11 protein-coding genes are annotated in these 11,754 nt (G+C 32.9%); all 11 read left to right on the top strand.

Annotated elements, in window-relative coordinates:
* The first annotated feature begins 12 nt into the window (after positions 1-12).
* From HY04AAS1_RS02170 to HY04AAS1_RS02120, 11 genes are read left to right on the top strand one after another with little or no spacing between them, the layout of a single operon-like run.
* Positions 13-1,185, top strand: a complete 1,173-nt coding sequence (locus HY04AAS1_RS02170; protein WP_012513475.1) for a pyridoxal phosphate-dependent aminotransferase — start codon at positions 13-15, stop codon at positions 1,183-1,185.
* Positions 1,182-1,709, top strand: a complete 528-nt coding sequence (locus HY04AAS1_RS02165) for a thioredoxin fold domain-containing protein (protein ID WP_012513474.1) — start codon at positions 1,182-1,184, stop codon at positions 1,707-1,709. The genes HY04AAS1_RS02170 and HY04AAS1_RS02165 overlap by 4 nt, the downstream gene beginning before the upstream one ends.
* Positions 1,710-1,714: 5 nt before the next feature.
* The gene (mnmG, locus tag HY04AAS1_RS02160; RefSeq protein ID WP_012513473.1) at positions 1,715-3,547 is read left to right on the top strand and encodes a tRNA uridine-5-carboxymethylaminomethyl(34) synthesis enzyme MnmG; all 1,833 of its coding nucleotides are present in this window, start codon (positions 1,715-1,717) and stop codon (positions 3,545-3,547) included.
* A 44-nt stretch (positions 3,548-3,591) separates the two neighbouring features.
* Entirely contained in the window at positions 3,592-4,443 is an 852-nt protein-coding gene (locus HY04AAS1_RS02155; protein WP_012513472.1) for a DUF86 domain-containing protein, read from the top strand.
* Positions 4,436-5,113, top strand: a complete 678-nt coding sequence (gene pyrF / locus HY04AAS1_RS02150) for an orotidine-5'-phosphate decarboxylase (protein WP_012513471.1) — start codon at positions 4,436-4,438, stop codon at positions 5,111-5,113. Before HY04AAS1_RS02155 ends, pyrF begins: the two co-directional genes overlap by 8 nt.
* Positions 5,100-6,968: a 2Fe-2S iron-sulfur cluster-binding protein gene (locus HY04AAS1_RS02145; RefSeq protein ID WP_012513470.1), complete on the top strand. Its 1,869-nt coding sequence runs from the start codon at positions 5,100-5,102 to the stop codon at positions 6,966-6,968. Before pyrF ends, HY04AAS1_RS02145 begins: the two co-directional genes overlap by 14 nt.
* Positions 6,961-7,938 (top strand): gluconokinase, encoded by a 978-nt coding sequence (locus HY04AAS1_RS02140; protein WP_012513469.1) that lies wholly within the window; start codon positions 6,961-6,963, stop codon positions 7,936-7,938. Before HY04AAS1_RS02145 ends, HY04AAS1_RS02140 begins: the two co-directional genes overlap by 8 nt.
* Positions 7,919-9,118 (top strand): hypothetical protein, encoded by a 1,200-nt coding sequence (locus HY04AAS1_RS02135; RefSeq protein WP_012513468.1) that lies wholly within the window; start codon positions 7,919-7,921, stop codon positions 9,116-9,118. Before HY04AAS1_RS02140 ends, HY04AAS1_RS02135 begins: the two co-directional genes overlap by 20 nt.
* Complete coding sequence (locus tag HY04AAS1_RS02130) at positions 9,115-9,918, top strand: DUF72 domain-containing protein (RefSeq protein ID WP_012513467.1); 804 nt, start codon at positions 9,115-9,117, stop codon at positions 9,916-9,918. The genes HY04AAS1_RS02135 and HY04AAS1_RS02130 overlap by 4 nt, the downstream gene beginning before the upstream one ends.
* Positions 9,909-10,478, top strand: a complete 570-nt coding sequence (nadD, locus tag HY04AAS1_RS02125; protein WP_012513466.1) for a nicotinate (nicotinamide) nucleotide adenylyltransferase — start codon at positions 9,909-9,911, stop codon at positions 10,476-10,478. The genes HY04AAS1_RS02130 and nadD overlap by 10 nt, the downstream gene beginning before the upstream one ends.
* Positions 10,465-11,727: a PDC sensor domain-containing protein gene (locus tag HY04AAS1_RS02120; RefSeq protein WP_012513465.1), complete on the top strand. Its 1,263-nt coding sequence runs from the start codon at positions 10,465-10,467 to the stop codon at positions 11,725-11,727. Before nadD ends, HY04AAS1_RS02120 begins: the two co-directional genes overlap by 14 nt.
* The last annotated feature ends 27 nt before the right edge of the window (positions 11,728-11,754 follow it).

The raw sequence follows: 11,754 nt of genomic DNA, 5'->3' as shown, positions 1-11,754 counted from the left end.
TATAATATTTCTATGCTTGCAGATAGAGTTGAAACATTAAAACCGTCGCCCACTTTGGCAGTTAGCGCTAAAGCTAACGAGCTAAAAGCAAAAGGTATAGATATAATAAGCTTTGGAGCAGGTGAACCAGATATAGATACACCTGATTTTGTCAAAGAAGCTTGCATAAAAGCTCTAAAAGAAGGTAAAACCAAATATACACCATCCTCTGGTATTCCGCTTTTAAGAGAAGCACTATCACAAAAACTAAAAAACGAAAACAACGTGGCGTATAGCCCTTCTGAGATAGTGGTATCCACTGGAGCTAAGATGGTTTTATTTCTTATATTTATGGCTATATTAAACGAAGGAGATGAGGTTATCGTACCTTCACCTTATTGGGTAACATATCCAGAACAGATAAGGCTATTCGGTGGAATACCTGTGTTTGCAGAGCTTCAAGAGGATAACAATTTTGAACTAACGCTTGACATACTAAAAAGATACGTAAGTCCAAGAACCAAAGCCGTTATAATAAACTCACCCTCAAACCCCACAGGTGCTGTTATATCAGAAGAAAACCTTCAAAAGATTGTGGAATTTTGCATAGAAAGGAATATATTTATTATATCCGATGAATGTTATGAACACTTTGTATACGACGGGGCTTATATGGTAAGTCCAGCGTCTTTTAGCAAAGAAGCAAGACAAATAACGTTTACAGTAAACGCTTTTTCCAAAACCTTTTCCATGACAGGCTGGAGAGTAGGATATGTAGCTTGCCCTTCTTCTTATGCAAAAATCATAGCTGATTTAAACAGTCAAAGTGTATCAAACGTCACAAGCTTTGCCCAATGGGGTGCTTTAGAAGCTTTGAAAAACGACAATTCAAAAGCTTTTATAGAAAATATGAAAAATACGTTTTCAAAAAGAAGAGCACATCTTATAAGTATTTTAGAAAACTATCATATACCTTATTCAAAACCAAAGGGCGCTTTTTATATGTTTATAGATTTAACAAAGTATAAAAACAATTTCAAAGACGATATAGAAATGAGCTCTTATATTTTAGAAAAAGGTAACGTAGCTTTAGTGCCTGGTTCTTCCTTTGGAAAAGACTTTTGGGCAAGGCTATCTTACTGCGTATCAGAAGACACCTTATCAGAAGGTGTAAAACGTATAAACGAGGCTTTAAGAAGTTTATGAGAAAGTTTTTAAAAACATCTCTTTTTATCATAGGTATAGGGCTTTTAATAAATTCTTGCTCTAAGCAAAACGGCGTAAATGAATATCTAAAATCAAACTCCAGCAAAAATGTACCAATAGTGAGTTTGATACCTTCAAAAGACTATGAGATGCTTATAATAGAAAGTAGCGATTGTCCATACTGTCATAAACTCCAACACGATATCACCACAAACCAAGAGCTTATAAAAGCTTTAAAAAACGTTGAAGTAGCATCAGTTTTGGCAGATGATACTTCAAAACTTTACAAACTAGTTATAAACAACCATAAACTTATTGGCACTGGAGAAGATATAACCGCTGACCTTGGAGTAAACGCTTATCCAAATATATTTTTCTTAAACAAAGAAGGTAAGGTTATATTAAATGTACCTGGCTATGTAAAACCAAAGACAATGGCCTGTGTTATAAACTTTATCACTACTAAAAGCTATAAAAAAGAAGATATAAACTCATACATAAAAGCCAACCACTGTTTATCTTAAAATATATGAAATTTGATGTGGTAGTTGTAGGGGCAGGACATGCCGGTATAGAAGCAGCTATAGCCGCTTCAAAGCTATGCGATAGTGTTGGGCTTTTTACAATAAACATAGATAACATAGGACAGATGTCTTGCAACCCAGCCATAGGTGGTATAGCAAAAAGCATCGTAGTAAGAGAGATAGATATACTAGGCGGTGAAATGGCAAAAGCCATAGACGCTACAGGTATACAATTTAAGATGCTAAACAGAAGAAAAGGTGAAGCTGTATGGGCACCAAGAGCTCAAGCAGACAAGCTAAAATACAAAGAATATATGAAAAAAGCCCTTATGAACATACCAAACTTATACCTTGTACAAGATGAAGTAATAGATATACTTGTAAAAGATAATGAAGTAATTGGAGTAAAAACAAAACTTGGCATAGAATATCAGTGTAAAGCTGTAGTGGTAACCACAGGCACATTTTTAAACGGAAAGATATTTATAGGTGATAAAGTTTTCCCAGGCGGTAGAGCTTGGGAACCACCATCTACGACGCTTGATGAGTTTTATAAAAGATTTGGATTTACGCTAAAAAGGTTTAAAACAGGGACACCTGCAAGACTTGATAAAAGAACAATAAATTTTGATGAGCTAGAACCGGCGCCAGGAGATGAACCAGCACCCAAATTTTCATTGTTTTCAGACCCAAGAGGAAGCTATTGGTTTGAGCCAAATAAAAAGCAAATAAATTGCTATATTACCTATACAAACCCAAAAACCCATGAGATAATAAGAAAAAATCTACACAGAACGGCTCTTTACGGTGGTCTTATAAAAGGTGTTGGTCCTAGATATTGCCCATCTATAGAAGATAAGGTTGTAAAGTTTGAATCAAAAGCCCAACATCAGATATTTTTAGAACCAGAAGGAGAAGATACAATAGAAATATACCCAAACGGGCTTTCTACATCCTTACCAGAAGACATACAGCAAGAGATGTATAGGACTATAAAAGGGCTTGAAAACGTAGTGCTTATAAGACCAGCTTACGCCATAGAATACGATATAGTGGATCCTTTGGAGCTATATCCAACGCTTGAAACTAAGAAGATTAATGGACTGTTCCACGCTGGAAACTTCAACGGCACCACAGGCTATGAAGAAGCCGCAGGACAAGGAATATTAGCAGGTATAAACGCCGGCTTAAGGGCAAACAACAAAGAACCTATAATATTACCAAGGTCTATCAGCTATATAGGACTTATGGCAGAGGACTTGGCTACAAAGGAAATAGTAGAACCTTATAGGCTTTTTACATCAAGATCCGAATATAGATTATCGGTAAGACAAGACAATGCACCAGAGAGACTTTTAGAGCTATCTCACAACCTTGGGCTTTTAAATGAAGAAGATTACAAACTTGCCAAAGAGCTTTTAAACGGAATAAACTATTATGTTGATTATTATAAAAGCCAAAAAACCGTTATAAATTTGGGTGAAAACCCAAAACCCTATACTTTATCTCAAATAATAGCGATAGAAGGCATTGATAAATTAAAAGAATTTGGCTTTGATGTACCTCAAAACCCTTATATAAAAGATGAAACAGAAATAATATTAAAATACGAATATTACATAGAAAAAGAAAAGAAATTAAACGAAAAACTTAAAATGTTTGAACATATAAAATTACCACCAGATATGGATTATGAAAACGTAAAAGGTCTTACCAAAGAAGCTATAGAAAAACTAAAAAAACTTAAACCAGCCACCATAGCCCAAGCAAAAAATATAGATGGTATCACACCAGCCTCCATAAGCGCAATACTAATACATATGGGCATTTTAGGCTAACAAACGGCATACAAAAAATATAAAATTAGTTTATAATACATAAGATGAAAACCAAAGGCTTTAATATATCGCTTATAGTACAAAGCTTTATAAACCTTGAAAAAGCCTATAAAGATATATTAAAAAATCTAAAACTCCCAAAAGAATCTTTTGTACAAAATAAACTTGTAATAGACAAAGTAAGAACAGATTTCAACATAGCCTTTGAATCTGCAATGAGACCATGTAGACACATATCCCAAGTGTTAAATATAAAAACTACAAAACACTGTCTTTACGAGCTTTCTGAAAGCTTAGGATTTCCTTTTGCCAAAGATATGAAAGATCTATCAGAATTCTACGTAAATTATAGAGATTTAAAAAAGGATATAGATCCGTCTTGCCTATACGATTTCCTTAATACCCACATAAAACTTTTTAGAGATTTTGCAGAACAAATTATAAACTACATAAAAAATACCACAAAAAATTACCTTCTTATAGATTACGATTTTCTAAATGAAAAAGCAAAACATATAAAAGATGCCGTTGAAAAACTAAGGTTTGTACTATCAAAAGACGAAGCAGAGTTTTTATCAAAACCAATGTATTTTGATAGGGCAAAATACTTCTATCAAGTAGCCTACGATGCTTTGTTTGATATATGTAGGCACTTAGCACCTAAGTTTAAACTAAAAAATCCCTCTGACGATTGTCTTGTGGTGATGGCTCAGGCAAACCTCATCGAAAATCCCAATGCAGCTTACGATATGATGAGACTCAAAAATAAGCTTATCACCACGTGGGATGTTGATCACAAAGAGTTTTATGAAACTTTAAAAAAGCTGTTACCTTATTTTGAAACATATATAAAAGAACTATCAGCCTCTGTAAAAGAGCTTGTAAAAAATGCCTAAGCTAGCGCTAGCCATAGACGACAAAAGCTCTTTGAGCATCTTGAAAGAATTAGAGAGCCTTCCAGTAGTTGTAAAAATAGGTCCCATAGTATTTTTAGAAGAGGGCTTTTCTTTATTAAAAGCCCTAAAACAAGATAATTTTGAGGTGTTTTTGGATCTAAAGTTTCACGATATACCAAATACTGTTTTAAAATCAGTTGAAGTTTGTGCTAAAAACAACATAGATTATCTTACCGTACATACGCTTGGTGGAAAAGAAATGCTTAGTCCTTTGAAAGATATAAAAGGAAATACAAATATAATAGGGGTTACAATACTAACATCTCATGATTCATCTTATTTGGAGTTCTTAGGTTCTAGGTATAGTTTAGAAGAGATGGTTTTAAATCTTGCTGGTGTTGCTAATGAGTGCGGTTTAGATGGTGTTGTATGTTCTGGTTTTGAGGCTTTTAGTATAAAAAATAAATTTCCAAACTTAAAAACCATTATACCAGGAGTAAGGCTTGATAAAGACAAAAAAGACGATCAAAAAAGGGTAGTAAGCTTACAAGAAGTCGTTGGGATAGCGGATATAATTGTTATGGGAAGGAGTATATTTAATAGCCCCAATCCAAAAGAAACAATTTTTAGTATATTAAATATGTTAGGAGGTAATTATGGAAACAGTTAGCATATTTATAGACGGCAAAGAATATAAAGCTCCAAAAGGAGAAAATTTATTAAAATACATGCTTTCTGTGGGTATAGAAGTTCCTTATTTTTGCTATCTTGATAGATTACCAGCGCTTGGTTCTTGTAGGCTTTGTATAGTGCTTGTAGAAAATCAAAACCGCGTTATACCATCTTGCACGCTTCAAATACAAGAAGGCCTTAGAGTCAGCACCCAAGCAAAAGCTGTAAAAGAAAATCAGGCCTACTTGTTGCAAGCTTATATGACAAGACATCCTCTTGACTGTCCAATATGCGATAAAGCCGGTGAATGCGATCTACAAAATTACGGAGCTCTTTATGGACCACAAACTCAGATAGTACCAGTATCAGCTTTAGAAAAGCACAGAGAAGAACACGATTGGCAAAGTGATTACTTGGAGTACTATTCAAATAGATGCGTTGTGTGCTACAGATGTACAAGGGTGTGTGATTATATAAACAAAGCAAAAGCCCTTTATGTAGAAGAAAGAGGGTTTGATTCAAACATAGTCCCAACAGTAAGACCCATTGATACATCATCTTGTGATATGTGTGGTATGTGCGTGGATGTATGCCCAGTGGGTGCTATCATATCAAAACCTTTTAAGTTTTGGTCAAGAAGCTGGCTTTTAAAAAATGAAGAGACCATATGTCTCAATTGCCCCACCGGATGCAATGTAGAGCTTGAGTTTGGTGTAGGAGATTGGAAGTCAAAAGCTCAAGTTTATAGGACAAAACCAGGAAAAGAACTTGATAGCTGCGCAAAGATATTTTTTGGATACGACATGTTAAACGACAACAGAATAAAAGAACCCATCGCTAATCAAAACAGATTTCCCTTCTCAGAGCCAATAGAGATAATAAACAAAAACTTCAAAGAAAAACCTATGGCAGTCATAATATCTCCTTTTATGACCAACGAAGAGATAAGTTTAGCTTTAGAGATAGCTAAAAAAGCAAGCTCTTACGTATCTTCTGTAATTAGTGTTGATTTAATTCCATTTTTAAAAGCCTACAAAAAACCAATAGCTCATCTTGATGATATTACATCAAAAACCAAATTTGTATTTATAGGAGATGATATAAGTTCAGTTGCCACTGTGGTAAGTTATAGGATAAACGGCAAAGTCTATAAGACATCCAATAAAAAATCAAGGGATAACAAATTTAAACCAACTTACATAGACATAGAAAAAATCCATGATGTAATAGACAAGGATACAGCTATATTAGTAGATGTTTATAGCTTCAGATATGAAGAAGCATCAAAACTTGGGAATATGCTTAACAAAATAGATGCCCCAGTTATGCCAATACCTTTACAAACAAACGCACTTGGTCTTTACGAAGCTTTAAAAGATATACCGATAACAGATATAGGCCTCATATTAGAAATGATTAAACAAGGTGAGATAAAATCAGTGCTGCTGTTTGGTGAAGATTTATTTGATTATTTTGATAAAGATGTTGTATTTGAGGCTTTTAAAAACACAAAACTAACCCTTGTAACACCTTTCAAGAGCGATCTTTCTCTTTTAGCAGATACCTGTATACCGATGAAGCTCACCGGTGAAAAAGATGGTACTATCCATACGTTGAGAGGCTTAAAAAAAGTTTCAAAAGTCTTACCTTTCCCAATAGACGACGACATACTAAAAGAGCTTCCAAAGTTAGCAGGCATAGGAAATTCCTTCTCTTACAAAGAAGGGATGTTTAAAACCGATTACAAAAAAGATATATCAGTTTACAACAGCTCTTGGATATTAGAATACAGCAAACTATTGCAAGATCTTGATGCTAAAAATAAAGAACTGAAGGCGGAGATAAATGTCTGATTTGATTTATCATCTAAGAGAAAACCTAAGAGGAGAGCTTGTTCAGACTCATAGCTCTTTTGTCATCATCACAGATGAGTTTGTTTATAAAATAAAAAAACCTGTGAACTTTGGATTTTTGGACTATTCAACCTTAGAAAAAAGGCTGTTTTACTCTTACAAAGAGCTTGAGATAAACAAAAGATTCTGCGAAGATGTCTATCTTGGTGTGATACCTATAATAAAAATAAACAACACTTACGAGCTTTCCCAAGAAGACCAAGACGAGGCTTTGGTGGTAGAGTACGCCGTTAAGATGAAAAGGGTAAAAGATGAACTTTTCATGATAAACAAACTAAACTCTTTAAAAGAAGAGGATATAAAAAATGTGGCTAAAAAAATAGCCTATTTTCACTCTCAAAGTAAAAAGATGTATGATTTTGACGTATACAATCAAATGAAGTTTAACACCGATGAGAATTTTGAGCAAACTAAAGAATTTATAGGTAAAACCATAGAACAAGAAGATTACGAGTTTATAAAAGACAAAGTAAATAGCTTTTACGAAAAGCATAAAGACCTTTTTTATAAAAGGCAAAAAGAAGGCTATGTTATAGATGGACACGGAGATATAAGGTTAGAGCATGTGGTAATAGATAAAGACAACATATGTATAATGGATGCTATAGAGTTTAACGATAGGTTTAGGATACAAGATCAGATAAACGATATGTGTTTTTTATCTATGGAGCTTGATCTTAAAGGTTATAGAGATTTTTCAAAAATATATGAAGATACCTATAAAAGCGCTACAAAAGACGAAGATTTTGATATATTTTTAAACTTTTACAAATCTTACAGAGCTTACGTTAGGGGTAAAGTTACATCGTTTTTACTAAAAGACCCACATATAGAAAACAAAGACAGCGCTATCCAAAACGCAAAAAAGCTTTTTAAACTATCAAAAGAGTATGCAGATCTCATTGTATAAGATAAGGTATACACTCCTTTGGTGTTTAGCTTTTACATTTTTTATATCTATAACAATCTTTGAAGCTTTTGTTGTGATATATCTTTTGGTGCTTTTATACGACGAGATTAAAAATAAAAATCTAAAAGGTATTTTGACGGCTCCTATATTTACTTATATAACCCCTGGACTCATATCAAGCATTTTGTTTAATATATCAAAGATAAACCACGCTATAGAAGAGCTTGTTTTTATGCTTTTATATCTAGCAAAAAATTATCTTGATATAGATTATTTAGCTTTTGCTAAAAAGATAAATCTTTACTTTTGTCTTATCGGGATCCCGCTTACAGTTGTGGGTTTTTACAATATAAAATCAAAAGGCTATGAGATGCTTTTTTTTGGCGGAGCTTTTGATTCTGGGTTTATATTTTCTATGTTAGCTTTTTCTAGCATTGGTATTTTTTTATATAAAAAAGATTGGAAAAGGTTTTTGTTTTTAGGGCTTTTTTTGGTTTATACTTTGATGGTGGTACTTAGTACAAAAAGATCTGATTTGCTTGGGTTTTTGGCAGGGCTAAGCGTTTTTTTAAGTGCATCTTTGGGTAGTTATTCTAAAAAACTTGTGCTTTCAATATTAACCGCTTCGGTGCTTGTGCTTTCGGTAGGCGGGTTTTACGTTTTTAGAAAAGATCCTAGGTTTGATGTAATTGTTAAAATCCTAAAACACGAGCAGGTTACCACAAAAGAGTTAAACACAGTTTCAAGCCTAAGATATAAAATTATGATACACGCTTTTAGAGTAATAGATAAGGATATTCAGGATAAAAATATACCAGCCATTCTAATAGGACATGGGATTAGAAGTGGATTAAAATTAGATCCAAAGCTTGGTCTTGAAAAGTTTGAATCTTTTGAAGCTATATCAGAATACATAGAAAAGGGTCTTATTGGGCTTATAGGACTTGTTTGGTTTTATTGGAGGGTGTTAAAATTTAGTTTTAGTTTAAAAGCTTTTAAACAAGAGGATTTTTTATTTATACCTTTTGTGGCTACAATGGTGTATCAGCTTTTTGGATCTTTGTTTACTTTTTTTTGGAGCCTTTATCTTCCTTTGATTTTGCTTTTATTTGGTATTGCTGAAAATTGGTTTTTAAAACAGCCACTACTTGAATATGAAATGCGTCGGACCGCTCTATGAAGAATGCTAATATACACATCGGCATAAGTGGATATTATTATAAAGATGCCATAGGAAGATTTTACCCTAACGGCATAAGACCATCTGAGTTTATACTTTATTACCAAAGATTTTTTGATAGCGTTGAGTTAAATTTCACATTTTATAGATATCCACAAAAGCATCATATAAAATCTATACTTAAAAAAGCGCCAAATTTAAGGTATTCAATAAAACTCCATAGAAGCTTTACACATTTTAAAAATTACGATAAAAAAAGCTTGGAGAAGTTTATAGAAGACATAGAACCAATAGTATCTTCTGGGCGTTTTATAGCACTTTTAATGCAGTTTCCACCATCTATGCACTACAAAGAAGAGTCTTTAGAACATATCGAAGATCTTATAAAAAGCTTAAAACCAATACCTTTGGCCATAGAGTTTAGAAGCAAGTCTTTTAATAGAAAAGATGTTTTTGAGCTTTTAAAAGAAAACAACGTTAGCATAGTAAATGTAGATGCTCCCAAAAAAGAAGATGCTTTGGTAGGACCTTGGATTAGCACAGCAGACTTTAACTATATTAGGATACATGGTCGTGACGAAGAAAATCCTTACAAATACATATACAGTATAGACGAGCTTAAAAAACTAAAAACCAAGATAAGAAAAATAGAAGAGTATAAACCCACTTACATATTTTTTAATAACACCTTTGGAGCAGGAGCTTTTTTGAACGCTTTAGAACTTAAAAAGCTTTACGGATTTGATGTGGAAATACCAGACAAGCTTGAAGCTATAAGAAATCAAGGTATATGGGTATAGCGTTTTTTGGTGGTAGCTTTGACCCGATACATATAGGGCATATACTTGTGGCAAGGGATGTATGCGAGCTTTGTGATGTTGATAAAATATATTTTATGCCAGCTTTTATATCTCCTTTTAAACCAAAACCTATAGCAAGTCCCAAACAGCGGTTTGAAATGTTAAAGCTTGCCTTGGAGGATGAACCTTGGGCTTTTATAGAGGATATAGAACTAAAAAAAGAAGAAATATCTTATACTTATAAAAGTGCTCTAATACTAAAAGAAAAATATCAACAGCCCCCAACCTTCATAATAGGCTACGATGCTTATCTAACGCTTGACAAATGGTATAGGTATGAAGATCTTGTAAAAATTGCAAATTTTATAGTGGTAAAAAGAGGGAAAGAAGATATTTTTATAAACAACGATATAGATGCAATTTTTTGCAACACAAGAACTATAGATATATCCTCTACTGAAATAAGAGAGCGTATAAAGCATGGTAAGAGTGTAAAATATATGATACCAGATAAAGTATTAGAATTTATATTGAAAGAGGGTATTTATGCCAAAAGCTGAAAACTATGTAAGTTTGGACATTTTTTCTTCAAACATACCGGCTTTTAACTATGAAGATAGTGTTGATATGGTTTATAAGTTTTTCAAAGAAAAGCCCTTTTACAAATACGTTGTTATACTAAAAAATCAAACACCTATAGGTATTGTCAAAAAAGACGACATAGCTTTTGCAAATAAAAATTTAAATGTAGGAGAACTATCAAAACCTCTTCCAAAAGTCAAAAACACCAATATAAACCCACAAAGACTTTCAGATGTTATTGAGGTCCTTAGACTCCAAGTGTCTGATATATTTTTGGTAAACAACAAAAATCAATACATAGGAGTAATAAATTACGACACAGTAATCCATTATCTAAGCAAATTCCCAGTCTCTTCTCAAGACAAAATATCTAACATGTTAGGAAAAGATTACTATGCAGTGATTATAGGTTTTCAGGATTTTAAAGAACTAAAAGAAGAGCTTAGTTATAAAATAGACTCGCTGTTTAAGCTAATAAGAGATCTATTAAAAAATATGTCTAACGAATGTTGTACTTATATAGAAAAATCCGATAACGAAATATACAGTGTACACAAAACAAAAATCACAAAAGATGTTATAAATAAATTCTTTGATGAATTTTACAAAGAATACAACGTACTGTTTCAAACCCATAAAACACCTGTTATGTACGCCATCGTACTAAATTTAAACAACATAAAATCTTACGATGCCTTCCTAAAACGAATAGATATATTGAAAGTATATATAAAAGATATGAAAAATACCGTAGCGATAATTGATGGATTACAGCCTCTTCTGATAACGCACTTATCAAAGCAAGATTATCCAACAGTCCAGCTTATAAAAGAAAAAATATCATCCTCTATACAAGATATTGCCAACAATCTAGTGAAAACTGAAAAAAATCTGTGGGAATTTGTGGTCTACGATATGTTTAAAAAGTATCCTTTTTACGACCTTATCTATATAATGAACGAGTCTGGAATCCAGATATCCAACAATATAATAAATCCAGATATATCTAAAAGCATAGCCACAGGAAAAAAGGGGGCAGATAGATCAAAAGAAGCTTATTTTAAAAATGCATCGGAAACCCCTTATATAACAGGAGTTTATCTTTCTAAAGCCACGGATGATTTTTGTATAACCGTTTCACTGGCTTTTAAATATCAAAATAAATCTTATGTAATAGCCGGAGATATAGCATATTCTGATATAGGTAAAATTAGCCTACAAAGCTAATTGCTTTTGAGGTAAAATGATAAGTAG

Origin of the sequence: Hydrogenobaculum sp. Y04AAS1, assembly GCF_000020785.1 — a bacterium.
In the GTDB taxonomy this organism is placed as follows: Bacteria; Aquificota; Aquificia; order Aquificales; family Aquificaceae; genus Hydrogenobaculum.
The sequence above is the reverse complement of the archived record's forward strand: the minus strand, read 5'-3'. Positions and strand labels throughout refer to the sequence as shown.

Coding starts and splice junctions, on each gene's coding strand:
- HY04AAS1_RS02170 (WP_012513475.1), top strand. CDS start 13: ATGCTTGCAGATAGAGTTGAAACATTAAAACCGTCGCCCACTTTGGCA.
- HY04AAS1_RS02165 (WP_012513474.1), top strand. CDS start 1,182: ATGAGAAAGTTTTTAAAAACATCTCTTTTTATCATAGGTATAGGGCTT.
- mnmG (WP_012513473.1), top strand. CDS start 1,715: ATGAAATTTGATGTGGTAGTTGTAGGGGCAGGACATGCCGGTATAGAA.
- HY04AAS1_RS02155 (WP_012513472.1), top strand. CDS start 3,592: ATGAAAACCAAAGGCTTTAATATATCGCTTATAGTACAAAGCTTTATA.
- pyrF (WP_012513471.1), top strand. CDS start 4,436: ATGCCTAAGCTAGCGCTAGCCATAGACGACAAAAGCTCTTTGAGCATC.
- HY04AAS1_RS02145 (WP_012513470.1), top strand. CDS start 5,100: ATGGAAACAGTTAGCATATTTATAGACGGCAAAGAATATAAAGCTCCA.
- HY04AAS1_RS02140 (WP_012513469.1), top strand. CDS start 6,961: ATGTCTGATTTGATTTATCATCTAAGAGAAAACCTAAGAGGAGAGCTT.
- HY04AAS1_RS02135 (WP_012513468.1), top strand. CDS start 7,919: ATGCAGATCTCATTGTATAAGATAAGGTATACACTCCTTTGGTGTTTA.
- HY04AAS1_RS02130 (WP_012513467.1), top strand. CDS start 9,115: ATGAAGAATGCTAATATACACATCGGCATAAGTGGATATTATTATAAA.
- nadD (WP_012513466.1), top strand. CDS start 9,909: ATGGGTATAGCGTTTTTTGGTGGTAGCTTTGACCCGATACATATAGGG.
- HY04AAS1_RS02120 (WP_012513465.1), top strand. CDS start 10,465: ATGCCAAAAGCTGAAAACTATGTAAGTTTGGACATTTTTTCTTCAAAC.